Source organism: Bacillus sp. FJAT-45037 (genome assembly GCF_002797325.1).
GTDB lineage: Bacteria > Bacillota > Bacilli > Bacillales > Bacillaceae_D > Alkalihalophilus.
Map to the genome: position 1 here is coordinate 1,582,461 of NZ_KZ454938.1, position 24,728 is coordinate 1,607,188.

Annotated in this window: 29 protein-coding genes; 5 read left to right on the plus strand and 24 right to left on the minus strand. The window is 38.7% G+C overall.

What is annotated here, in order from left to right:
• Positions 1–23: 23 nt before the first annotated feature.
• The 8 genes from CDZ88_RS08040 to CDZ88_RS08075 all read right to left on the minus strand — a co-directional run bounded on the left by CDZ88_RS08040 (position 24) and on the right by CDZ88_RS08075 (position 8,353).
• Positions 24–1,820: an ABC transporter ATP-binding protein gene (locus CDZ88_RS08040; protein ID WP_100373047.1), complete on the minus strand. Its 1,797-nt coding sequence runs from the start codon at positions 1,818–1,820 to the stop codon at positions 24–26.
• 1 nt (position 1,821) lies between these two features.
• A complete protein-coding gene (locus CDZ88_RS08045) occupies positions 1,822–3,576 on the minus strand; it encodes an ABC transporter transmembrane domain-containing protein (protein WP_100373048.1) in 1,755 nt (584 codons plus the stop codon).
• A gap of 329 nt (positions 3,577–3,905) precedes the next feature.
• Positions 3,906–4,124 carry a YneF family protein gene (locus CDZ88_RS08050; protein WP_012959284.1) on the minus strand — a complete coding sequence of 73 codons (219 nt, stop codon included), beginning with the start codon at positions 4,122–4,124 and terminating at the stop codon, positions 3,906–3,908.
• Between the two features lie 129 nt (positions 4,125–4,253).
• Positions 4,254–4,694, minus strand: a complete 441-nt coding sequence (gene sirA / locus CDZ88_RS08055; protein ID WP_100373049.1) for a sporulation inhibitor of replication protein SirA — start codon at positions 4,692–4,694, stop codon at positions 4,254–4,256.
• A 172-nt stretch (positions 4,695–4,866) separates the two neighbouring features.
• Complete coding sequence (tkt, locus tag CDZ88_RS08060) at positions 4,867–6,864, minus strand: transketolase (protein WP_100373050.1); 1,998 nt, start codon at positions 6,862–6,864, stop codon at positions 4,867–4,869.
• A 211-nt stretch (positions 6,865–7,075) separates the two neighbouring features.
• The gene (locus tag CDZ88_RS08065; RefSeq protein ID WP_100373051.1) at positions 7,076–7,318 is read right to left on the minus strand and encodes a DUF896 domain-containing protein; all 243 of its coding nucleotides are present in this window, start codon (positions 7,316–7,318) and stop codon (positions 7,076–7,078) included.
• A gap of 71 nt (positions 7,319–7,389) precedes the next feature.
• Positions 7,390–8,109: a YneB family resolvase-like protein gene (locus CDZ88_RS08070; RefSeq protein ID WP_100373052.1), complete on the minus strand. Its 720-nt coding sequence runs from the start codon at positions 8,107–8,109 to the stop codon at positions 7,390–7,392.
• On the minus strand, positions 8,072–8,353 hold the full coding sequence (locus tag CDZ88_RS08075; protein WP_100373053.1) for a hypothetical protein: 282 nt from the start codon (positions 8,351–8,353) through the stop codon (positions 8,072–8,074). Before CDZ88_RS08075 ends, CDZ88_RS08070 begins: the two co-directional genes overlap by 38 nt.
• 152 nt (positions 8,354–8,505) lie before the next feature.
• Between CDZ88_RS08075 and lexA the strand changes: the two genes are divergently transcribed.
• Positions 8,506–9,129 (plus strand): transcriptional repressor LexA, encoded by a 624-nt coding sequence (gene lexA, locus CDZ88_RS08080; RefSeq protein ID WP_100373054.1) that lies wholly within the window; start codon positions 8,506–8,508, stop codon positions 9,127–9,129.
• A gap of 142 nt (positions 9,130–9,271) precedes the next feature.
• Here lexA and CDZ88_RS08085 read toward each other — a convergent pair whose 3' ends face one another.
• The 3 genes from CDZ88_RS08085 to CDZ88_RS08095 form a co-directional block, all read right to left on the minus strand.
• Complete coding sequence (locus CDZ88_RS08085; protein ID WP_100373055.1) at positions 9,272–9,526, minus strand: hypothetical protein; 255 nt, start codon at positions 9,524–9,526, stop codon at positions 9,272–9,274.
• Positions 9,527–9,594: 68 nt separating this feature from the next.
• The gene (locus CDZ88_RS08090; RefSeq protein WP_100373056.1) at positions 9,595–9,819 is read right to left on the minus strand and encodes a hypothetical protein; all 225 of its coding nucleotides are present in this window, start codon (positions 9,817–9,819) and stop codon (positions 9,595–9,597) included.
• Positions 9,820–9,852: 33 nt separating this feature from the next.
• Positions 9,853–10,173, minus strand: a complete 321-nt coding sequence (locus CDZ88_RS08095) for a hypothetical protein (RefSeq protein WP_100373057.1) — start codon at positions 10,171–10,173, stop codon at positions 9,853–9,855.
• 149 nt (positions 10,174–10,322) lie between these two features.
• On the opposite strand from CDZ88_RS08095, the gene CDZ88_RS17605 reads away from it, so the two are divergent.
• Positions 10,323–10,466, plus strand: coding sequence for a hypothetical protein (locus CDZ88_RS17605; protein WP_198507836.1), 144 nt, complete (start codon positions 10,323–10,325; stop codon positions 10,464–10,466).
• Between the two features lie 360 nt (positions 10,467–10,826).
• On the opposite strand, the gene CDZ88_RS08105 is transcribed toward CDZ88_RS17605, so the two are convergent.
• The 4 genes from CDZ88_RS08105 to CDZ88_RS17370 all read right to left on the minus strand — a co-directional run bounded on the left by CDZ88_RS08105 (position 10,827) and on the right by CDZ88_RS17370 (position 12,182).
• Positions 10,827–11,381, minus strand: coding sequence for a hypothetical protein (locus tag CDZ88_RS08105; protein ID WP_100373059.1), 555 nt, complete (start codon positions 11,379–11,381; stop codon positions 10,827–10,829).
• A complete protein-coding gene (locus tag CDZ88_RS08110) occupies positions 11,368–11,748 on the minus strand; it encodes a hypothetical protein (RefSeq protein WP_100373060.1) in 381 nt (126 codons plus the stop codon). The genes CDZ88_RS08105 and CDZ88_RS08110 overlap by 14 nt, the downstream gene beginning before the upstream one ends.
• 118 nt (positions 11,749–11,866) lie before the next feature.
• A complete protein-coding gene (locus CDZ88_RS08115; RefSeq protein ID WP_100373061.1) occupies positions 11,867–12,073 on the minus strand; it encodes a hypothetical protein in 207 nt (68 codons plus the stop codon).
• Positions 12,033–12,182 carry a hypothetical protein gene (locus CDZ88_RS17370; RefSeq protein WP_157796505.1) on the minus strand — a complete coding sequence of 50 codons (150 nt, stop codon included), beginning with the start codon at positions 12,180–12,182 and terminating at the stop codon, positions 12,033–12,035. Before CDZ88_RS17370 ends, CDZ88_RS08115 begins: the two co-directional genes overlap by 41 nt.
• Before the next feature lie 161 nt (positions 12,183–12,343).
• On the opposite strand from CDZ88_RS17370, the gene CDZ88_RS08120 reads away from it, so the two are divergent.
• Positions 12,344–12,547, plus strand: a complete 204-nt coding sequence (locus CDZ88_RS08120) for a helix-turn-helix transcriptional regulator (RefSeq protein WP_100373062.1) — start codon at positions 12,344–12,346, stop codon at positions 12,545–12,547.
• Between the two features lie 145 nt (positions 12,548–12,692).
• Positions 12,693–12,917 (plus strand): YhjD family protein, encoded by a 225-nt coding sequence (locus tag CDZ88_RS08125; protein WP_157796506.1) that lies wholly within the window; start codon positions 12,693–12,695, stop codon positions 12,915–12,917.
• Here CDZ88_RS08125 and CDZ88_RS08130 read toward each other — a convergent pair.
• Positions 12,901–13,239, minus strand: coding sequence for a helix-turn-helix domain-containing protein (locus tag CDZ88_RS08130; RefSeq protein WP_100373064.1), 339 nt, complete (start codon positions 13,237–13,239; stop codon positions 12,901–12,903). The two genes, CDZ88_RS08125 and CDZ88_RS08130, sit on opposite strands and share 17 nt — an antisense overlap.
• 732 nt (positions 13,240–13,971) lie before the next feature.
• Here CDZ88_RS08130 and CDZ88_RS08135 point away from each other — a divergent pair.
• On the plus strand, positions 13,972–14,754 hold the full coding sequence (locus CDZ88_RS08135; protein WP_100373065.1) for a hypothetical protein: 783 nt from the start codon (positions 13,972–13,974) through the stop codon (positions 14,752–14,754).
• A 199-nt stretch (positions 14,755–14,953) separates the two neighbouring features.
• Here CDZ88_RS08135 and CDZ88_RS08140 read toward each other — a convergent pair whose 3' ends face one another.
• The 8 genes from CDZ88_RS08140 to CDZ88_RS08170 form a co-directional block, all read right to left on the minus strand.
• Positions 14,954–15,676, minus strand: coding sequence for an N-acetylmuramoyl-L-alanine amidase family protein (locus tag CDZ88_RS08140; RefSeq protein WP_100373066.1), 723 nt, complete (start codon positions 15,674–15,676; stop codon positions 14,954–14,956).
• Positions 15,677–15,751: 75 nt separating this feature from the next.
• Complete coding sequence (locus CDZ88_RS17825) at positions 15,752–15,883, minus strand: hypothetical protein (RefSeq protein ID WP_269799253.1); 132 nt, start codon at positions 15,881–15,883, stop codon at positions 15,752–15,754.
• Positions 15,876–16,286: a phage holin family protein gene (locus CDZ88_RS08145; RefSeq protein ID WP_100373067.1), complete on the minus strand. Its 411-nt coding sequence runs from the start codon at positions 16,284–16,286 to the stop codon at positions 15,876–15,878. The genes CDZ88_RS17825 and CDZ88_RS08145 overlap by 8 nt, the downstream gene beginning before the upstream one ends.
• Positions 16,261–16,584 (minus strand): hypothetical protein, encoded by a 324-nt coding sequence (locus CDZ88_RS08150; protein WP_100373068.1) that lies wholly within the window; start codon positions 16,582–16,584, stop codon positions 16,261–16,263. Before CDZ88_RS08150 ends, CDZ88_RS08145 begins: the two co-directional genes overlap by 26 nt.
• On the minus strand, positions 16,581–18,953 hold the full coding sequence (locus tag CDZ88_RS08155) for a phage tail spike protein (RefSeq protein ID WP_100373069.1): 2,373 nt from the start codon (positions 18,951–18,953) through the stop codon (positions 16,581–16,583). Before CDZ88_RS08155 ends, CDZ88_RS08150 begins: the two co-directional genes overlap by 4 nt.
• A 108-nt stretch (positions 18,954–19,061) precedes the next feature.
• Positions 19,062–19,352, minus strand: a complete 291-nt coding sequence (locus tag CDZ88_RS08160) for a hypothetical protein (RefSeq protein ID WP_100373070.1) — start codon at positions 19,350–19,352, stop codon at positions 19,062–19,064.
• A 235-nt stretch (positions 19,353–19,587) separates the two neighbouring features.
• Positions 19,588–21,009 carry a phage distal tail protein gene (locus CDZ88_RS08165; RefSeq protein ID WP_157796507.1) on the minus strand — a complete coding sequence of 474 codons (1,422 nt, stop codon included), beginning with the start codon at positions 21,007–21,009 and terminating at the stop codon, positions 19,588–19,590.
• A 5-nt stretch (positions 21,010–21,014) separates the two neighbouring features.
• On the minus strand, positions 21,015–24,695 hold the full coding sequence (locus CDZ88_RS08170) for a peptidoglycan DD-metalloendopeptidase family protein (protein ID WP_100373072.1): 3,681 nt from the start codon (positions 24,693–24,695) through the stop codon (positions 21,015–21,017).
• Positions 24,696–24,728 lie beyond the last annotated feature (33 nt).

Here is a 24,728-nt window from a genome sequence, read left to right on the forward strand (position 1 = left end):
ATGTGCACAAGTCGGTCATTTTTTTATTTTGTAAAAGTTGCCATCTCTTTTTCTGTTCCTTTTTGTAGCAAATACATCTTGTGGTAGAGTCCTTTTTCCGCAAGCAGTTCATCATGACTGCCGCGCTCAACAATCTCTCCCTGGTGTAGCACAAGAATTTGATCAGCATCTTTAATCGTTGATAAGCGATGAGCGATTGCAATGGTCGTTCTACCTTCTTGCATACGTCTAAGAGCGACTTGAATGGCTTCTTCTGTTTCGGTATCCACATTCGCCGTTGCCTCATCTAGAATCAATACTTTCGGATTAACAGCCATCGTCCGCGCAAATGATAGCAATTGGCGTTGCCCACTCGATAACGTCGATCCTCTTTCACTAAGCTGTGTGTCATATTGATTTGGCAAACGATCAATAAACTCACTCGCCCGAACAAATTCTGAAGACTTTTTCACTTGTTCGTCTGAAATACCCGCGCGACTTAATCGAATATTGCTCTCTATGGTTCCCGTATAAATAAACGGATCTTGCAAAACAAGACCAACGTCTTTTCTTAACTCCTCATTCGGATAGTCTTTAAGAGGCTTTCCATCAATCAAGACTTGGCCTGCTTGTAACGGATAAAATCGCATCAGCAAATTAATGATAGAACTCTTCCCGCTCCCTGTATGGCCCACTAAAGCGACGGTCTCTCCTTTTTTCACAGAAAACGAAATATTTTTTAATACATCCGTCTTACCGTCATAAGAAAATGTAACATCCTTAAATTCAATCTCTCCTTCGGTAACTTCAATCGCTTCCTTGCCATCTTGCTCTGGTGCAAATTCCTCATGATCCATTAGTTTAAACACACGTCCTGCGGAAACAATGGCTTGTTGAAACAAAGATAAACGCATCATCACCTGGTTCACCGGTTCAAAGAAACGATCTAGATAATTGACAAAAGCATAGATGACGCCAATCTCAACAGGACTAACAAACGATGTCACCCCAAAAAAGCTTAACACTAAGATCAATGCCATCACGGAAATTAAATCTACCATCGGGCGAAGCAATAAACCGTCTAATTTCATGCTTTTCATACCTGCGTTTAGATGTTCATCATTCACTTCGGCAAATTCTTTTCGCAGTCGTTGCTCTTGACGAAACATTTGAATGATTGCCATCCCTTGAATCGATTCATTCATTTTTGCATTTAATTGACTGAGCTTTTCACTCATATCAGCATAAAATTTAGAACTTAATTTTCGATAAAGCTGCATTAAGCCTAGTAGGATTGGTAGTAAGACTAAGCAGTACATAGCAAGGGTTGTATTCAAATAAAACATAGCGATAAAGACACCGATTAAAAACATAATGTTCTGGACAAATGTCGCTAAGACGGTGACATACAATTCTTTGATTGATTCTGTATCATTTGTTATACGTGAAATTAATCCCCCTGCTGGCGTGCGATCAAAAAATGATAATCCTAACCTCTCCACATTCGAGAACACGTCGACACGTAGTTGCTGAATGATTCGCAGAGATATTTTTTGAAATAAAAATGATTGAAAGTAGTTTATAAAGACTGAAGAAACATGCAACACGATATAAAGGGTTCCAAGGATGACAAGAGTATTCATTGGAAACTCTCGTGGTGTTAAATAATCATCAATAAAAATCTTGACCAAAATTGGCCCCATTAACTCCGCAGCTGTTGCAAGTAACAGTAAAACGAAAGCGAGCGTCAATGGTTTTACATGTGGCTTCGCGTAAGTTAGTAAACGGAATAAGACATGACGTTGTTCTTTACTCGATAAGACTCGGTCCTTATGTTCCATCTTATTCCTCCCCTCCCGCTTCCACTTCTGATTCAAGCTGTTGATGTTGATACATATTTTGATACCAGCCATTTTCTTTCATTAATTGATCGTGCGTCCCACGTTCAATAATCTCCCCGTCCGCTAATACTAAGATCACATCAGCATGCTTAATCGCACTAAGACGGTGCGCGGTGATAATCGTCGTTTTCCCTTTTCGATTTTCACGCAAAGATCGTAATATTTGTTCCTCCGTTTTCGCATCGACAGCTGAAAGTGAATCATCTAAAATTAAAATATTTGGATCGGCTATGAGGGCTCTTGCGATAGATATTCGTTGTTTTTGCCCCCCCGAGAGTGTCACACCACGCTCACCGACTACCGTTTCATATCCTTGGTCAAACCTGAGAATATCTTCATGAATATTTGCTAATTGGCAAGCAGCAGCAATTTCTTCAAACCGCGCATTCGGTCTTGCAAATGCCACATTGTCTGCAATCGTCGCTGAGAATAAGAAATGTTCTTGTGGGACATTTCCGAATGCCTTCTTTAAAGCGTCGAGGGAATAATCGTTGACCTCTGTTCCTCCGATATGAATCGTCCCGTTGTCTAAATTGTATTCACGTTGCAAAATCCGAATGAATGTGGACTTACCACTTCCTGTTTTTCCAACAATGCCGAGGGTTTCGCCTTCTTTTAAATGGACATCGATGTGTTTAAGCACGCGCACATCCGCACCTGGATACGTAAAGGATGGTACGTCAATTTGTAAGTCACCACGAGCGACGGTGTCTATTTTTGCTGCATCATCCGTTATGTCTTGTTTTTCACTTAATAAAGAAATAATCCGATCATAGGAAGCTCGGCCTCTTTCGACAATGTTAAATAACCATCCAAAAGCAAGCATCGGCCAAATTAAAAGACCTAAATAAATGGTGAAGCTCGTTAATTGTCCGATTGTCAATTCATCAGCAATCACATATCTCGCTCCAAAAACAACAGCCAAAAAATACGAAATCCCAACGATAAAGGAGATCGTTGGATCAAATAACGCATCAATTTTAGAGACCGCGACATTTTTCTCCACGACTTCTTCTGATTTCTTTCTAAACCCTTCAATTTCATGATGTTCTTGCCCGAACGCCTTGGCGACACGAACACCTGTAATGCTTTCTTGAACGGTATCGTTTAACTCAGAAAAGGCAGCTTGAGCGACATGAAATCGCTTATGTAATAGTGTCCCGTAATAGCTTGTTAAAAGCGCCATAAACGGCATCGGGATTAAACTAATTAATGTGAGCTCCCAACTAATGGTCAGAGCCATCGTAATGATGACGAAGCCACCCATCGTTAATGAATCAACTAATGTTAAAACCCCTTGACCAGCCGTTGCTTGCACCGCTCGAATATCATTCGTTGCATGTGCCATTAAATCGCCCGTGCGTTGACGTTGATAAAAACGACTCGACATGTTTGTAAAGTGTTCATACAGTTGATTCCTTAACAGACGAGCTAGGCGAATGGCTGCTCCAAATATCATAATTCGCCACACGAAACGTAGGACATACACAATGAATGCTACTCCAACCAATACCCCAATCCATTGCAAGAGGATCTGAGTCGTGAGCGTCTGTTCGGCAATATGGTCAACGATAATTCCTACGATATAAGGTGGAATGAGTGTAAATAGGGAGACAAAAGCTAATACGACAATTCCCAACCCATATGAAAAGCGTTCCTGCTTAAAGAACCACCATAAATCTTTAAAAACCGACATCTATCCTGCACCCCCACCACAATCATATTATCTTTTTAAAAAACAGAAAGAACTTATTATTCAGTCATTTTTACTCACTGGGGATTTCTTCATTCCTCTAGTGTCACCCTCCAGACATTTCCTTTTGCATTATATCACAATCCTATATAAGTGAATGAATTAAATTCTGAAAATACAAAAAGCCACCTGTCTCAAATGAGAGAAGTGACTTTGACATCCTATAAAAGCGATCCAACAAGAAGAAGGAGAGATGATCTATTCAATAAATAACCATTCATTGATATAGATCGTATCTCGTTCTATTTGCCTCACACTGCATGATGAGTGTATTATTTTGTTTGTTGCTTTTGCATTGCTTTCATCATTTGGTTAATTTTCTTTTGTGATGGGTTTTGACCCATTTGCATCATCATTACTCGAAGCATCTGCTCATTAATTGGCGGGTTCTTCTTCAAGTATGACATCATTGTTTTACGTGCGATAAAGAAACCAATTGCCACACCTGCAAGAACTGCAATCGTATAGCCTAAAATATGAATCCATGGCATAAGTCCAACTTCCTCCTTCAAACAAAATAAACCGTTCAAGCCTAGCCTGAATCAACCTCCATCATTATATCGTAACAGAGCTTGTTTTAAAAGCGCCTAATGAAAAATGTTCCTTTTCTTTCGATCTTTTCAGACATATTTCACTTGTTTGATCGGATTCAGCCAACCAAAACGATGTGATTGTGTGTTCACAGCAAAGAAGTAAGGGTCAATTTTCCGAAGTACTTCAAAAAACATCGTTTCTGCCTCGATTTCCCCAGTTGATGTAAGGGTTATCGATTGCTTTTGAAGAAGTAATTCTGCACAACTTTCTGGATGCTCGATTTCAAGCAAGTGAATATGTTTATGGACGCGATATATTGGTAGATGAGAAAAGCTAGTAATCATTTTTTGTTGTAACAAGAGTCCTGGCATTGGTTTAGATATATATTCAATCTGTGCATCTATAATCATTCTTTGTTCTGCGGTAGCTTTTGTACGCTCTAAGAAGAGATGAAATAATTTAGATTCCTGACCATAATAATACTGCGCAACATCCTCTTCTAGCAGATAAAGTTGATAATGCCTCATTCTCGTTGCACCCCTTTCACCATGCTCTTTTCACATAAGTATAAAGGACAAGCTTTAAAATGATTGTCTAAAGCAGGCGAAGATAACCACTAGTTTTGTCGATATCATCACCGTATTTAGTTCTTCTACAAAAAGAAAGCCACTTCCTACAAACGGAAGTGACTCATGTAAATTATTTACTTAATAATACTTTAGCTTTAGCAACGACGTTCTCAACAGTGAAGCCATATTCTTTCATGATACGTTCACCTGGTGCAGATGCACCGAATTGATCAATCGCCAACACATCACCTTGGTCTCCAACATATTTTGCCCAACCAAGAGACGTACCCATTTCAATTCCTAAACGAGCTTTGACGTTCGGATTTAATACTTCATTTTTGTACTCTTGAGATTGAGCTTCAAAACGATCCCAGCTTGGCATGCTGATTACTGAAGCATGAATGCCTTCTTTTTCAAGAGCCATTTGTGCTTCTACTGCTAGAGGAACTTCAGAACCTGTTGCAAGGAGTAACATATCAACATCACCATTTGCAGCAGAAATCACGTAAGCACCTTTTTTCACACCTTCGTACGCACGTTCACTAGTTCCTTCAATCGTTGCAAGGTTTTGACGCGTTAAGACTAGTGCTGTAGGTGTCGATTTAGACTCAAGAGCTAGCTTCCAGGCTGCAACTGTTTCATTGCTATCACCAGGACGTATTACTGAGATGCCAGGCATTGCGCGAAGAGCAGCAAGTTGCTCTACCGGCTCATGAGTAGGACCATCTTCACCAACGGCAATACTATCATGCGTGAACACATAGATCACTGGTACTTGCATTAGGGCAGATAGACGAATCGCAGGACGTAGGTAGTCCGAGAAGACGAAGAATGTTGCTCCGAATACTTTTACTCCTCCGTGAAGAGCCATACCGTTTAGCGCACAACCCATTGCAAATTCACGAACCCCAAACCAAATGTTACGACCAGCGTAATCATCACGAGTGAAATCACCAAGGTCTTTCATCATTGTTTTGTTTGATGAAGCAAGGTCAGCTGAACCTCCGAATAGTTGAGGAACTTGTTTAGCAAATGCATTTAACGCTTCTCCACTTGAAGAACGAGTAGCTACACTTGAGCCAACGTCATATACAGGTGCATCTTGGTCCCATCCTTTAGGTAAGTCACCTTTGTTTGCTAACTCAAATTGTTCCGCTAATTCTGGATGAGTGGCTTTATATGAAGCATATAACTCATTCCATTCAGCTTCGGCTTTTTCTCCAGCTGTTTTAACGTTCTCGTAGAAAGTTTTTACATCTTCAGGTATAAAGAAGTCTCCCTCTTCATCCCACTGGTACGCTTCTCTTGTTAATTTCACTTCATCAGCGCCAAGTGGAGCACCATGAGAGGCTGATTTACCTGATTTATTTGGTGAACCGAATCCAATAACTGTTTTCACCTCAATCATTGTTGGACGGTCATCTGCTTTTGCTGATTCAATCGCACGGTTAATTTCATCAATATTGTTTCCATCTTCCACACGAATTACTTGCCAGCCGTAAGCTTTGTAACGATCTTCAACGCTCTCAGAGAATGAACGGTTTAATTCACCATCAAGAGAAATATCATTTGAATCATAAAGCACGATTAGGCGACCAAGCTTAAGATGCCCTGCAAGAGAAGCTGCCTCATGAGACACACCTTCCATTAAGTCACCGTCTCCACAAATGCTGTAAGTATAGTGATCGACAATGTTAAAATCATCGCGGTTATATGTACTTGCTAAGTGACGCTCTGCCATAGCCATACCAACAGCCATAGCTACACCTTGACCTAATGGGCCAGTTGTTGCTTCAACACCAGGAGTATGTCCAAATTCAGGGTGCCCTGGAGTCTTGCTTCCCCATTGACGGAATGACTGAAGATCTTCTAGAGATACGTCATATCCTGTTAAATGAAGTAGACTATAAAGTAACATCGAGCCATGACCAGCTGATAAAACGAAACGATCGCGGTTTTCCCAATTAGGGTTTCCTGGATTATGGTTCATGAATTTCGTCCATAGGCTAAACGCCATAGGTGCTGCCCCCATAGGCATTCCAGGGTGACCAGAGTTCGCTTTTTCAATACTATCAATTGAGAGTGTACGAATCGTATTAATTGCTTTTAGTTCAACATTAGTTGACATGATTACGTTCATCCTTTCCGTTACTGAAAACGTTGTATTCGTGTTTCATCATATACTTTATTGCACTTTTTAACAAGCAAATACGACAATTTCTCAAGGGTTTCTCGTATTTATAGTTGAATCTATTTTCTCTCGAAGAAAAAGAATATATCCTAGTCATTTCACGTTTGACCTCCTATAAAATAAAAAAACTCTCTGTTTATAGAGAGTTTTAATGTGTTAAGCCACCATTTTGTTTTTCTTTACTATTTTTTAAAGCTTTAGGAGTTACATCTGTGCCTTCTTCATCCACTACTTTTACAGAGTGCAGTTGATTTTTAAAGGAACTTCGAAATGTTTGTAAGTACTCTTGTCTAAGCGATTGTTGCTCTTTTGCTTCAACCTTCGTTAAACCTGTTGACTTCGCACGTTTTGATAGTTCATTTATACGTGCAATTTTTTCTTTTGATAACATCGCCTTCACCACCTTTTATCTAAGCACCCTATACTTTACCATGAATTCTTTTTCATAATCAAGTTCGTTGCTTATTGAGGGCGTTCGTTCGACTCTATTTGTTCGTGAGCTTGTAATTCGTTCATATATTCTCTATACCTTCTATGGACCGTTGCTTTAGATACATCATGACCAAACCCTCGCAATGTTGCAGCGATATCATGAAACGTCAATTTCCGTTCTCGTAATCGCACAATCTCTTCGATCGGCACTTCTTTCTTATCTCGTCCACCACCACCTGCTCCGCCTTTGAGATTTTCGTGCGGTTTAAATCCCTTAGACACAGCTGCTTTCATACCACGTTTGATTTTTAAATTATGTAATTTACGTTGATATTCTTCAACTATTGAAACAATATCTAAAACCATCGCGTCAGCTTCCGACAAGCGAAGCTCTCCTTCATCTTGTAAGGTGAAAATGAGAGCCCCGTCTTTACGTAGTTGATGTAAAATCGCCATTTTAGCATGGCCACGTCCAATTCTCGTGTCATCTTGAACGAGAACCACATTGGCCTCTTTTTGTTTAACGAGATCGAGTAGCCTAAGCATACCTTCTCTTTCAATCTCATAGCCACTGACTTTTTCTTCAATAATATCAATAATATGAAATCCTTCTTGAAGAGCAATCTTTTCTAATTCCACTCGTTGTCTTTCAATCGAAGTTTGTTGAGCTTCCTTTTCTGTACTTACTCTACAATAAATTACGGCGTTCGTTTCATTTCTCATCGTCTGCTTTTTCGTATGCATAGGCATACGTATGCTCATTCTCCTTTGTTAATAAATTTAATTGTTCCGTTTTAATAATCATCTGATCTTCCTCGAACTCTAGCTCATTATGAAAGAAATCTTCTTCTGCTGCAACCATTTCATTTTCCGGATCAATAGTCTGTAGATCTGGTGAATCACCCGACATTAAAACAGTACTATACATAAACAACAACGCTAGTACGGCTGTTGCAATAATAAAAATCTCTTGACCTGTTAATCTTTTAATCATCATCATCACTCCAAATAAGAATGTTTGTTCCCTTCCACTATAAAAGAGAACACTCGTTTGTGTCAAGCGTATTTTTCAGAACTTATGTTTGCATTACGTATGTTCGCATGGTACAATTTAGTCAATAATGATATATAAGCGAGGTGCAAACCATGACGAAACTATCAAAAAGACAGCAAGAAATCCTAGATTTCATTAAGATAGAAGTTAAGAAGAAAGGGTATCCGCCTTCCGTTCGTGAAATTGGCGAAGCAGTCGGACTTGCATCTAGCTCTACGGTCCACGGACACCTATCGAGACTAGAGAAAAAAGGATTCATTCGACGTGACCCTACGAAACCTCGTGCCATCGAAGTTTTAAACTTAGATGAACTCGAGTCCACAAGCATTGAAAGGAAAACAACATATGTACCGATTGTAGGTAAAGTTACAGCCGGTTTGCCAATTACTGCAATTGAAAACGTGGAAGATTATTTACCACTACCTGAACATTTAGTCTCTAATGAATCAACATATGTTCTCGTCATCCAAGGTGATTCAATGATCGAAGCCGGTATTTATGACGGTGATATGGTCATCGTTCGTCAACAGCAGACAGCAAACAATGGAGATATCGTCGTTGCAATGACTGATGAGAATGAAGCGACCGTTAAACGTTTCTTCCGTGAAAAAGACTACATCCGCTTGCAACCTGAGAATTCCACTATGGACCCTATCCTCTTAAAGGATGTTACGATACTAGGGAAAGTCGTTGGTGTTTTCCGCACCCTTCATTAAAAGAATTAAGCTTGTCCCTTTATCATATGAGGACAAGCTTTTTTTATGACTATTAACTTCCTTTCTCATGAATATAAGAGTGTGAACACTATGTTTTCGTCGCAGCTTTTCACACTCTCCCAAGTCCAATCAAACTTAAAATCTATAATGCCCAAGGCCTGATTAACGGAGCATTGTGATCATGATCTCTTGATTGATACCCTCTGCACTTAAATTGACGATCCATCTCCCTAACCATTGTTCGATATTGACTTTGGTCAAGGCGTCCATCAGCATATAAATAACAGGCAAAGGCATATGCTAGAGCTGATGTATCAATATTCACCGTTACATCTACATCCGAGTTTCCACTTTCATTGACATAGGCTTTTGTTTCAGCATGTTTTCTTTCGTTCATTTATTTCACCTCACTCATAAGATAAAAAGGCATAGGTATTGAGTGTACCCATCCCTTTTTTACGATGTTTAGTTTCGAGAGCGCCCACGTGCTCTAGCATAGGCTTCAGCATCTACATAAACGTTTACTTCTGAATTTCCACTATCTTCAACGAATGACTCATTGTAGTTAATGTTGTAGTTCTTATCCTTTAAATAGTTTTCATTTTCTACACGGTTATTGTTCGTGTTGTCTACTTCAGGATTTAACCAAACACTTGGCGATACATGTTGATGTCTTTTTTTACGACCCATTTTAACGTCCTCCTTTAAGTTTGTTCTTATTTCTTACCAGAACCAGTCATAGAAACATCTTCCACAGTTTCTATGACCACGACGATTTCGCTTTCGGCCACAGTCTCTGTCTTGATCTCCCGCAACAGGTCCGTTACCGTTATTACCAGAGTTTCCATTTGTTCTTGCGAAGGCCTCTGCATCAATGTAAATATTGACATCTGAGTTCCCGCTATTTTCTACTCTAGAGACGTTATAATTGTAGTTATAGTTTTTATCTTTTAAAATATTTTCGTTTTCAAGTTTATTTTTATTTTTGCTGTCAACCCATACATTAGAATCGCCTTTGCAACATTTTTTCTCACACCACCACATGTGTTTCCCTCCCTTTATTCTGAGAATTACTTATATATATTTATAGGGACTGTCTACCGTATAGACAAGACTCTAGTTCTACGAAATAAATTTGAATTGTTCGTTTCTATTATCAAATAAATGTATACTAATACGTGGGAGGGATCTGTATGAGTTTAAAAACAACCATTTATAAGTTACTTAGAATTTGGAACGACGTGGATGCAGTGAGAAAGGGCAGAGTTGGTAAGCGTGTTGGCAGACGAGTCGCTGGAAAGGCAACTGGAAAAGCATTGAGGAAGTTATTTAAATAACGAAGACCCATCAAGTTCTGTTGCTTGGTGGTTTTTTTGTTTTTTAAGTGTTCCAACTAGGTTTATTTTAAAATAAGCTTTAAACAATGAGTGCTGAAAACTTTGATTATTCAGATAGAAAAAACCCTCAACACCAGTAGTGTCGAGGGTTCTCTCTATTAATATGAACTCATGTATTGCTCGCGCTCCCAAGGATGAACTTGTGTGCGGAACGTGTTTCTTCCTATATTAATGGTCTTTACGATAATGAGATTGCCTTACTTAAAGCATTCTCTAAATTGAAACTAACAAACTATGACTAACTCATAGATACTTTTGTGGGTGTTTTGTGGGTGAAACCGTGGGTGTTTTTCGTCATCATTAAGTGAATATAATCGCTTTCGCTTCCCCAACCTCGTACTTCGATACAAAATCAATCAGAAGGATCTCCAATACTCTCTCCACAGTGAAATGATGGTCTTCGTAAACCTTGCTCATATCAGCTAACAATACCTCTAATCTTAATACATCCTTCCGATCAATCCTCACTCTAATTTCTGACCAGTCAATTACATCTTCTCTATTCATAGGATATATCGGCTTCACTTCTTCATTGGATTGCTGATAATGTTTTAATCTAACATTGTGTGTAGACTTATCACGTTCTAAAAATAATGAATGCATATGCTTTATGTTTTGTTTCCGCTTAACATAATCAACAATATCTTCTAATAAAAATTGGACAAGATCATCTATCTTATATGGCTCTTCATTTTGATCAGCTGCGTCATCACATAGGCTCTTTGCTCGAAACAATAATTCATCTTTCAGAAGCAATTTCACTGACACGGTTTTGGGTGTGAATACTCTCCACAACACAGAACGTTGATTGTCTGTTTCTTTCTTTATTAAGTTAGCTTCACTAAATGCCCTCAAAAATAATCTCTCCTCTCTCCAATCGTAGCGATTGCATGAAGATTCTGTGTGCCACCTTACGTATGCTTCGACAATGCCACAATGCCGCATAATATGAAATGATGTCATACCATTCCTGACTAAGCTTTATGTGGACAGACAAGCTACTGTGCTGATACTCCACTTCATCAAATTCTGAGTTACGTTCCAGTGCTGACTGTATCAATTTTGTACAGTATTCTGTTTCAGATTCACCCCTGCCAATTGAAGCTCTTATGATAAATTCTTTCTCGTCTTGAGTAACAGGGATTTTAATATCACGCTTAGAATCCGAACGTTTTTTACGTGGCTTTCTTGCTTTCTCATTCAACATTGGATTGATATGCACCCTTCTCCACCTCTCTTTTTAAAAATTTCCCTTCTAATATCCCTGGGTAACTAGTCAACTAGGTAACTTTTTCCCGGTGGGGGAGTGGGGAGGAGGCTCAAATATGAGCCAGGTATGACTAACTGAAATCAACTTTAAATCCCCCGTTTTCTGAACGAACAACTTGTTTTTTAACTGGAACCTTCGCCTTCCCCTCTTCCATATCTCGTTGAATCAATCGTTTCATATAAGTTGAAAAATTCGTGAATTGTGAAGTGTGTTCCAGTAACTGTTGCTCGTATGGGTCAAGCAGATTGAACGCTACGCTCTTTGTTTTCTTGCTCATATGCAGCTGCCCCCATCTCTTTAATCTTCTTCTTACCTTCCACACTCAAATAAATTCTGCCAGCCTTCTGCATTTGCTTTACCATCTCTTGAAATTGTTTTGTGTTCATACTGTTGTATGACCTCCTTGTTGTTGGGTTAATAAATCATACTCAACCATTAGCAAGGTTAGAACAAAAATATCAATTTAATTAATACAAAACGATAAATAAAGTGATTAAAGGAGTATTAAGAACATCTGCTGAATTATATAAATGTGGAGGTGGTTCGAATGCTTGAAAGTAAGATTGATGAATGTATTAAGCGATCAGGATATAGGAGGGACTTTGTAGCAGACCATATGGAGATAAAGAAGCAGCAGTTAAGCAATTGGTGTACTGGACGTTCGAAGCCTAGGGTTGATGATCTTTTCAAGTTGGCTAAGTTACTCAATTGTAAAGTAGACGATTTATATACTTTCTTAGACAAGGACTGATTACATGTTACTGACTAATGAAGAATAAGAGCTCATACTCCAATACATCTACCTACCACTGGTGCGTAAAGTTATTTCAAATGGCTTTACAAAAATGGAGCAGATCGATTTCAAGTTCAGTGATGTATACTTGGATTTTTTCAAAATGAAAGCTGACTGGGTGGGTAGAGATATTGGAGAAGTAAAACGGAAGGTAAAGGCTAAAGGAATAACTATTCACGAATTAGGAGAAGAACAAATGAACTCGCTTATATTTGTGAAATACATGATTGTTTATAAAGGACAAGAACGTGAGATGAAAATATTGAATCGAGTGATGCGGAATAATGTTCATGACATATTAAAATCTTACGTCAATAATAATCTTTAAGAGATTGTTGGATCCTCATTCCTTCCCATATCTTTCTCATTTTTTCCCTAGTTTGAAAATCAGCCGTGGCTAATTCCATGATCCATCCATCAATTTCAAGACTTTTGAAGAAATTATAATTCGGGACAATTTCATTGAGGTTAATTTCTAGAATTTCGGATAGCTTGAAAGCGAGGTCAATCGGTGGAACGGCATGCCCTTTTTCATAGCGGCTTATCGTGACAGCAGAAACATTTAAAATACGCGCAAGTTCAGATTGATTTAATTGTTTTTTCTCTCTTCCTCTTTTTAATTTTTCAGCTATGTATTTGGATGAGTTCATAGCAATCCCCCCATGAAATTTATAGGAATATTATACTATTAATTTACTTTTTTGAAATGTTACATTTTTGTAAAATCATATTGTCATAATTAACTATAAAAAGTCCAAACTATTCTGAGGGCTTCCATGGTGTACATATATCGAAAATTAATTTGAAAAACGAGTATCAGACGATTATTTTATTACAAATCACAAAATACTAAAGTCCAATTAGCTTATTAATAATTTTATTACCTCAATCCTCTTGCGGTGCTTAATACTATAAGCAAACTGTCTATATTTTGGTAGGGGTTTAATTCAAGATAAAACAGGATAGATCCTTCTTTACTTTCATAAATGCACAGAATAAAGACTAGCATAGCTTCACTAGTCCGAATTAAAAGATATTAAACAACTCTTGCCCCTCCAAAGAAATAATTACATATTTTAAAAATTTCTCATTTTACTTGTTTCTCTTTTCTTCTTTTAATTAATCCTAATAAAAATACAAATATTGAAATTATAATGATTAAAATTACATATGCTGATGCTAATCTTTCACTGAATATATTAAGTATTAATGCGAATATACTTAAAACTGTTGCAGAAAGAAAAATGGTATCTGACTTAATTGTAATCACACTCCTTTTAATTATTTCCACAATTATACTATAAAACTTTTAATTTACAACAGTTGTTTTTTATTGTAAAAAAAGTATATAATTTAAAGCATATTACTAAGGGGGTATAATAATGAATAAGTTTTTTGTAATAACTTTGTCATTTGTCTTAATGTTTTCAGGGATATCTATCCATCTATCAAACGATGTCTTTGCTTCATCAAAAGACAATGAATTTTCTTTCAGTTACGAAATATTAAATGAAGAAGAGGCATACTTTTCTGAAGATTTCACTGAATCTTTAGAAGAGATTGGAATTGAACACAATTACAGTCATGAAGTCGAATATGCTTCTGAAGAGTACATTAAGATCAAGATCACGAATTTAGAGAATGGTGAAATTGAATATTTAGAGATTTTCAATGAAGACAATGAAATGGTATTATATGCACATAATAAAGATGGAATACAAAAAATAGAAGATATTGATGGAGAAGTATACGTTGATGGGGAACAATATACAGAGTCAATAGATGAGGCTATTAATAATAGCACAGCAAGTTCACCTGAAGATACATTCGTTACTATGTCTAGTTTAGGCCCATGGGACCTGAATAGATCAATTACGGGTAATAGATCTATCAGTGTTGCTACAGTTAGTGCGGTTTATGGAATCTTAATAACTATTGTTACAAATGCAAAGTTTGATAATGTTACAGGCACAATAATTAGTATAGTTTGGACCATTGGAACAACGTTAGTTTCAATGAACTTAAAACGTGTATATTATCGTCAATTCCAATATAAAAGTAGAACTAGCTTTTGTTCTAGAAAGTATAATACGTATTTTTATCGTCATTCTAATTTCACAGGACAAATAGGCGGAGTCACTGAGAGGATTTTTAGGATTTGTTAGTTAAAGTATCATGGATTATTCTATGTTATATTTTAACATCCTATACGTATACAATTAGTTCCCAACCAAAGTCTATGTGATAATTCGGAAAAACACCTACCCTTCCTGACTAGGGTAGGTGTTTTTTGTTTTATTTCCAATAATAATAAATTAAATATTGACAACAGTTTAGCCCCCACAATGTGAGGGCTCTTTTACATTACTTACTTTTAATCTCTCCACTCTCAATCTTACGAATTAACTGAGCCATCATCTGCCACACATACAGGTTATCTACTTGATTACGAGGATTACGACCATCTGTTAAGCCGTAATCTATTACTAATTGACGGTCACGTTCTTGTCCTTCTGATAAGTGTGTATTTGCTCCCACGGTACCACCTCTTCTCTTAAGATTAAATGCTTTTGCTAATCCATTTACATGCCCTTGTGCTGCTGTGATGAGGAAATTGGGATCTCTCAACCTAGCCGCATCTGTTGTACGATCAATAAACAATACTTCGGTTAAAATAGCCGGCATGCTTGTGTTTCGAAGTACGGAAAAGTTCGCCTCTTTCTTCCCACGATCAGTAACACCAATCAACTTCAAAATTTCGTCATGAACAATGTTCTGAGCATTTACTGATCCAGTTGAACGAGTTGTGTGGATAAAAGATTCAAATCCTGTTCCCCCACCCGCATTCACATGGACAGAAATAAAGTAGTCAGCTCCCCATGCGTTGGCTAGATTTGCACGTTGCTCTAGAGTTAAAAAGGAGTCCGTATCTCGCGTCATTCTCACTTCTACATTCTCATACTCTGCAATAAGATAATCTCGCATTGCTAACCCTATCGTTAATACTAGATCTTTTTCTCGTAAACCGTTTGCTTGTGCTCCCGGATCACTTCCCCCATGTCCGGGATCAATCATAATTTTTACCATAATAAATTCCTCCTTAATGTCATCAAATGATTTATCTTAAATTTAAGGAACGGCTTGTACCTACTTTGCTAAGCTTTACACATTTGTCTCTTCATGCTGCTTACACTCGTTACAAACTGGTTCACCATGAGAACCTTCTGCGAATAAGTCTTGCTCCCACTCGATTTCTTTACCGCAATACACACACTCTGTAGTTAACTTAGTCATGCTTTTCATCTCCTTTAGAGTTACTCGTATCAATCACTTGCAAGCTATCTTTAATGGCATTTGGTACCTTACCACCAATTTGAGTGTAGTTTTCTAAGATACTCAAACTTTCAACAGAAATATAAAAAAACACCGTAGCTATTGCTACCGCACCGTTCAAATCCAATATGATATCAATAATATTAGCTACTATAATTATCCCAAAAGCACCTATCTTTCGAGCATATCCGAAGTAAGCTGTTCGACTTCTTAACCTTTTTTCTTTTATTGCTCTAGTTATACCAGTAGCTATATCGATAAGCATCAGTAAAGCTAAAAGATCTAAAAACTTTACTCCGCCAAACAAGTACATGTGTATGACATCTAAACTTTCTCGATTAAACCATAGTGTTAATTGTTCCATCTTTTCTCCTCTCAACCCTATATTCTCTAATCATCTTCCTAATGTAATACCGAGCATTAATATCTGGATAAATCATGACATCCTTTTCAAGCTTGTATTCATCCATTTCTTCTTCTGGTATGTTCATGTTTACAACTTCGACACACCCACACTCACAAGATTCAAGCATTAGATTATAATATTCTCCGTATTCTTCATTAAACTCACTTACATAATTTTCTGGGATGATGTGAACGGACTCTCTATCACAGTTGGCACATTTAACATCTACTTTCCCACTTTGAAACTTTGTGATCACGCTTGGTACCATCCTCTCCAAAACATATACGTGTTAGAACCTTGCCCCTCAAGACCAAAGAAAAATCCTTCTTGTGCGATATGGAAAACTGATGGGGTTAAGTTGGTATGACTTCTATTATTTAACGTAAAGCTAATACTGGAAGGAGTGTATGTTTTATTCACCTTGAAATTCACTCCTTGACCGGCTACTGATCCTCCAGATCGAAAATCATGCCCACCTACACCACAATACCCACGCTCCGAGGTGGTCTTCGTAAGATTCCCCCATATTTGCATACCTGTTTCTAACTTGGCATTTGCTTGACCGAATATCGTTACTTCTCCAGTTAGCTGATTCGTATTAACATAGGCATTTGATCCACCAATTCTAGTAGAACGGATAGAACTTAACATTAGATCTTGATTCACGGCTCGAATACTAGTTCCTGTTGCAAGAAAAATTCCATTTTCTTGATTGTGATTGCTGTGATTACGTCCAACGTACAGATACCTTCCGATTCTTGCATCCGTATCTAAATCTAGAGTGACCCCCGATAAAATGCCCGCTTTGATCACTCCTGCATCGATACCAGCAGCACTAATTAAGTCAGTAGTTATTGTGCCTGCGGCAATTTCTAATGCAGTAATTGTCCCTGCCTTAATTTCTCTAGCAGTTATAGCATTGGCGGCAATTTTTCCTGCTGTCACTGCATTTGCCATGATTTTATCAGCTACAACCGCAAAAGCAGCAAGCTTCTCTGTTCCTACTGCCCCGTTTGCTATCTTATTCATCGTGACTGCAACATCGGCTAATGCTCTTGATACGATGGCTTGATTCGCAATCTGACTTTCTACAACCTGCCCCTGTAATTCACTCATGTTTGTTCGAGTAAACTTTACCCACTGACCACCGACAAATCGTTTCCACACTGGAGGATTAGAACTTTCATCTAGCCAAAGGTCATAAGGATCAGGACTCTGAGGCGTTGTACCACCCCGATAAATTTTCTTCTCATAAAACTGAGACATTTGTTCTTTTACATCTTCTGTAATGCCCTCTGTCTTCTCATCTACATAATCCTTTGCTTTATCCTCCGCTTCTTTGGCTCGATCATCTGAGTAATCAGTGCCACGGTTATAGGTATCTTCATCCCGTCGATCAATCTCTCCTTTATCGTAGGTGATCTCTCTGACATTTCCCTCATTGATCTTACGAGCAAGAATGGCACGTAGATGCTTAAATGTAGCCATGATCTCATCTTCTGAATACTCAATGAAATCACCGAGAAAGTATTTCTTTTGACTGGCATCTGATACAGAACGCTCAATCGTTACGACTCGAGCATCTAAATAAAGCGGGGGAATAAAGGACGTATCTTTCACCCTCGTATAGTCGCCTAGCCTTATCTTCTCATGCTCATAGCCAAAGATATGTTCTATACTCGCTGTATCTGCTTCATACATAATAACAGAGTTGATACGCTTATCTAAGGCAGATTGCGTAAGCTCTGTAAGACGTTCAACAGTCATATCTAAATCGTTCGTCTCAGGCATGTAGATATCCCACAGGTGACGACCATCACGGCTCCAACGCTCTCTCGCTTCATCATCTTGAATACGGACGATATGCCTTGTCCCATCTTCTCTTTCAGGACCGATACCGACTAGAGCCGTTACAATCTCATCTGTCTTTTCCTTACGTGTGATATTGATTAAATCCTTGCCAAGCTCAACCTCTTTCTTGCCATCAATTCCACGTTTAGTAATCAAGTCCACATAACGACCAACAATGCGGCTGCCTCTGATCTCTACTCGAAAACGCAACTCTAATTCAAATAGAGTAGCAATCTGTTTCAGAAGCTTAAAAGGATTGGTGTGATCCTCTAAGGTAAGCTTACGAGCACCTGCATATTCAGTGATCCCTCTAGTCCATTCTGTACCAATAAGCGCAAAGTCCAACGATGTGTTAACCGTTTGACCTTCAAGCACCACGGGATCAATCACTTTCTGCTTTGCAAGTTCTTCATAAGAAGCTGTGCTATATACTTCTTTGATCTTATTGCTGGATTGATGAGTTTCACTAATAATGAACTCACGAAAAAAACCGTCCTCACCGGGTATGATGATACGGTTTCGTTTAGAGACATATTCAGCTTCTTTCACATTTGCTTGCATATTGAAATCAAACGTTTCAAGGTTGTTTTCTAGTGACTCCGTATGGACATCTTCAAAGAAAACAGCCGTTTCTTCTTTGTTTTCAAGTGTCGCTACAATATTTTCCGTTTTGTAATCCAGCACATGGACAATTGGATTAACGACTGCTTTCTTTTCGGTGCGTTCCGTTTGTCCGATGTAGGTGCTGGCAACCTGAGTAATGTTTTTAGTCATGGTTCACATCCTTTCTAGTTGATTTCATTTAAGTACAAATAAAGAAGCCAACATTATTTGTTGGCTTCTTGCTTATTACAAATTTAAAGCAATCATTAGTTTAATAGATTATTTGGTAACATTGTACCGATCAGCTGAGTCTTTTCCATATAACCAAAAATCTGTACGATCTGGATAGTCAGTATACGAAATCTGTTTCACTTCATTAGTAGTAACAGAAGTCTGCTGCATATCAACTGTTATATCGTTACCACTAACAATCACATTAACAACACTATCATTTTTGTACTCAGGGTAATCAGGGCTTTCCTCTACCCTATATCTCACCTTTTTACCTTTAGAATTCTCAAGAGTAGTTGTAAAATGCTTAACTTGTTCAGAAAATGTAGGCTTCTCCATTTATTGCACCCCTTTCAATATACCTATATAATAATACCACATATAACCAATAAATAGTTCGAAAAACACAAACTAATTGCAATTTTTTTAAATAGTGTTACTCAACTATGCTTCCATCTAACATTTGCACCAATTGGCTATATTCTTCTTGAATGATGCTACTGTTAAGTAAGAAATCATCAAGCTTAATCATCATGTCTTCCCTAGTTCCATATGTGCCTTTTTAACAGCTCCTTTACTTAAAACGTTCTCTCCACTCCATACTTAACTCGACTTCACCACTTGAGCTATAACTAATGATATTGTCCCCTTTGTGAAGTGCAAAAAAAGAAGCACCAAAATCTTTTAAGTGCTTCGCATCTTCCCCATTGATTCGAATGTCATTGGTTCTGTGGTCAATTTCGATTTCATCACCCGCATGAGCAATATAAGGAATGCCTTGTTGCTGATTCAAACGCCATACTCTAATTTCATGAACAGCAATATCTCTTACCCAATGTTTGGTACCGTGCTGACCAATGTGGATCTGTACCTGCGCTAATTGATTCATGTATCGCTCATTCACGTCCACGTAGACCTCTTGCCATACGGTGTTGTGTCTATGTCCATTGTGAATATCAATTTTAGCAATGTATGCATGCCATTTGGTTCCTTGGCGTTGCAGACGCATAATCCCGTAAAAGTGATTCCATACACCAGGACGCACACCCGATGTGTTAATGAGATGATGGCCACCTAATAGTGCTCCAGCTCTTGCTTCCCCGGTATTTTCGTCTGTTGTGACTCTCAAGTCTTTCATGGCTACCTTGCCGATTGGATTATTGTTTATGTCCAAAAGAGTAATTTCCAAGCGTCCTGCTTCTGAAACCTCTGTTGTTTTGAGAGAGCAATAGACATCGATCTTAAAATCTTGTAACGTACTCGCTAGACTCTTTTTAACCGCTGGCCCATGCCAATTAGCGCCTTGACCGTATGACTGCGCTCGAAAGCTCTCCCCATCCGTATGCATCTGACCGGCTACAATTCCACCTTCCACATCATTAGCTGCTGTCCAACCTGTTAAACTGCTTAGCGTATCTCGTAGGATAAGTGTTTCAGGTGCAAATACTGCCTCCTCTACTGACAAAGGTTGCCCAATCCTCATGTAGCCTTGATCCGTTACAATATCTAAATTTGTGATGGATTCTTTCACCGTCGCTTTAAACACTGGGTACGTGGGAGCTGTGCCTTCATTAGTGATGGTTAGTAGTTCAGAAGGAAATGAGCCGGATCTCTCTTCTCCATATTTATATGGGTCTTCTAGTATGACCCTTACCGTTATTTCTTCAAATCCCCTAGCAGTTTGTTTAACTTCAAATGGACCTTCAACCCTTGCCATCCAATACCATTTTCTACCCTCGAATTGTAAAGGTTGCGGTTCGTCATAATCAAAATAATTAACTATTGAGTTGATTATTTCATCACTTGATCTTTTCGCATAACGATTTTTGATGATCAAAGGTAAATCAAATTCTGTTGAAATAGTCCTTCTCTTCTTTACTAGGAGACGTCCATTTATATTTTGTGACCGCTCAAACTCGTTAGAAAATGAGGGGATTCTAAAAGATCCCCCCACTTCCACGTTTAATAACTCACGCCCTGCATAGCTTATTTTCAATTCACTCACCCCCTCCTTCTACCTTCATCCCGGTCTATAAATTCTCTTATATCTTTATAAAGTCCCTTGGCTGTACTCCTTGTTTCAAGTACTGCAATTAAATCTTTATCTACCAATTTCATAAGCAAATCAATCATCTTTTGAGAGTATTCATTCTCTTTTGTGAGATGTTCAATTAGCTGTTTTAAAAGCTCAATAACTTTATTATCTTCGTTAAAATTAACCGAAGGTAGTTGATGAGGTCTTTTCGCTCCACCATTTCGCTCGATATCTCGACCTGCTAAGGCAAGAAGTTTCATAGCATCTGTAGCACGAGCAGGATCAGTAGGAATCACATACTCAGGATAACCACCGTCACCAAGCATCGTCATCATCGCTTCTTTAATTAAGCCACCTGTTTTAAACCCTTTTGGATTAATCGCTTTACCATTTTTACGCACTTCATAGTGAACGTGCGGACCTGTACTCATGCCTGTTGAACCGACTAATCCTAATAGCTGCCCTTTTGAAATGGATTGTCCAGTACGAGCAATATTCCGACTGTTATGAGCATACAAATGATCAAACATTCCGCTCTTGACCATAACCGTATTTCCATAACCGCCCATCCATCCATTGAATGATACGGTTCCTGCGCTTTGAGAGAGTAAAGGAGTTCCAGTAGGGGCAGCGTAATCAATACCAGAGTGAAATCTACGTGTACCTAAGACTGGATGTGTACGCCATCCAAATGGAGAAGTCATACGGAATGGAGCTCCGAATGTGGGATTGCCTGGAGACACTTCACTTTGAACGCCTTTTAACATTTCAACAACCGCATCACGTAAACCGGTGAATGATCCCCTCATGATACTACCGCCAAAATCATCAGCTTTCGGCATCGACACTCCTACAAACTCCATAGCCTTATCGAATAGTTTTTTAGGTGCGTCTAATAGCCAACCAACTGCATCGCTAGCAAGGCTTTTAGCATTCTGCCATCCTGATTGAGCTTTACCTTTTGCCCAATCAAATGCACGACCTACGCCTGTTTTATAGCCTGGCAAGCCCATGCCATCGGTTAGTAATCGTTCTGTTTCTTTGTTAGGGAGTACGCTTGAACCTTTAGGTAAGTTAAGAAGCTCAGCACCTTTTAATCCAAGGATTGTATAACCTTTACCTGGTATGTGAGCAAGCTCTTGTCCTTCCTCCCCGACGACAGCAGGACCACCAGGATGATTCTTCGTCCCTTTTGCATACTGCGGAATGTTAATCTTAGGAATCGTTAAACTTACCCCAATCTTACCGAGTAAATTATTCATTCCACCAACAACTTTATTTATACCAGTTTCTAAGGTTGACCCGATCGAATTGGCGAAAGACTTGACTCCTGATGTAGCTTTTGAAGCCATATTCTTGATTCCGTCACCTATGCGTCCTGGTAGCTCTTTGGCTGCTGTGACCATATCATCGAAACGAGATTTTAAGTTATCTCGTATATCACGGCCGACATCGAAAAAACGGTCTTTCATAACGGTGAATCGGCGAACGGCTTCAGTACGCATGTCAAGGACTCGCTTGATCGTGTTGTCTTTCAAATTCGTGAAGTGCCCTGTTACGCTATCACGAATATTTGTGCCTAAAGAGAGGAAATTATCTTTTAAGTTAGTTACACGAGTAACAATATCATCTCTCATGACCTTAATACGATTAATCCCGTTGTCTTTTAGGTTGGTTACGTATGAAGTGAACCCACCAAGCAATTGAGATACGAGTTTTAGAGAGTTATCTTTCAAGCTACCAAAGAAATCTATAATGGCTTTAAACCCACCACTGAAGATGGTTTTTACACCCTGGATCATTTTCTTTGTATCGCCAGTAAAAAGACCTGCGAAAATTTGAATGATACCCATAATTGTATTTTTCGCAACTTCAAAAACTAGAGTGATAACAGCCCAAGCATTTTTAAAAATCATTTCAATTAACGGCATGAATTTTTTCGCGATTTTGAACATGCCTTGTAGCAAATCCAGTACGAAACTCATGATATTTTCTACCGCTTGTTGAATCGATTCTTTATTTTCATTCCAAAATTTCAGTATAGAATCACCGAATGCTTTGATCTGTTTGACTAAATTTTCAATGACTGGCTTAATGAAATCAATCGCCATTTGAAAGGCTTTTTTTGCCCCATCTAGTGCCGCATGAACACGTTCACGGAAAATATCTGAAGAACGATAAGCGGTTATAAATCCGGCTGTTAAAGCCGCGATAATAGCAACCGTTATCCCTACCGGTCCCGTCAATGCGGTAAATGCTATTTTAAGTGCTGGCATCAATCCACCTACACGACCAACCCACATTGAAAGCTGACCAAATACAGATACTAGGGGACCCATAATTTTTAAGGCTGAACCGAACGCTAATAATAGGGGACCTACTGCTATTGCTGCACCTGCGGCAATCCCTATCCATCGTTTCGCGCCATCAGACAGTTCTCTCCACCATTTCATAAAGACACTAATTCGCTCAATTACTTGGTCCATAGCATTTTGAATCGTCTCTCGAATCTGAGGCATGTTTGCAAGAACCCAATCAAGCAATCTTTGAAAGTGTGGCATAACCTCTAAACCAATAGAGTTTACTACACCGCCCATTGCACGTTTAATGTCGTCCTGAGCATCTTGAAAAGCTTCTGCTGCTTTTAATTGATCCTCACTCATAACGATACCTAGTTCTTCTGCCTTTTGCTTCGCTTCGTCAATGGTTAGTGAACCATCTTGTAACGCTGGCATTAAATCTTGTGCCATCTTAGAACCAAATAATTCAGCCGCCAAAGCAGACTTTTCTTGTTCACTTGTCATTTCCGATAAACTTTGGATAGATTGAGCAAAGGCATCCTCGGTAGAAACCGTACCTTCTCGCACACCATCCATATTCACGCCTAATTTAGTTAGGGCATTAGAATACTTTTTGTTTCCGTTAGCCGCTTCGCCCATGCGTTGATTCAATCGTTTCAATGAGTTTTCCATGATGTCTTGACTTATACCGTTCTGACTCGCCCAATAGTCCATTTCTTGATAAAAGTCTGTAGATACACCCATTTTTTTGGCGCCTTTTGCAATGGAATCAGCGTTTTCAGTTACTTTGTTTGTAAGTGCAAATAATGATACACCTACACCAGCAGCGGCTGCGCCTATACCTAAAACAGCGGTCGTCCATACCTTCCCAACGGATTGCATATTCCCGCCGACAGCAGACATTTTCTTTCCTGTTTCATCTATTTTTTGACCTGTTTTCGTCCAAGATGAGTTAGCTATACGTTGTTCTTCACGTAATGCTTTTAATTCCTTTGTTACGCCCTCGGTATAGCTCTTTAAATTGTTTAGCTCAGCTGCTTGTTTGTTGTACTCTATTGCGGCTCTTTGCGCTTCCTTCGAACCTTCGCCATGCTGTGCAACCATATCTTTGTACTTTTTCTCGGCTTCGCTAGTGATCTTGGTTTGTACTTCAATCTTTTTGTTCAAGCCTTCTAGTCTTTTTTCATACTTGCCCACTGACCGATCGCTCTTGTCAAATTGAGACATATTCGCTCTCATTTCTGAGTTTACGGTTTTAAGGCTCTGTTTTAATCCTGTTAATCCTCGTTCAACTTGTACCGTATCTAAATCTAAGCCAATTGAAAGACCTTTTATCCTATCTGTCATTAAGTCCCCTCCTTCCCTCTAAAATGAAATTCA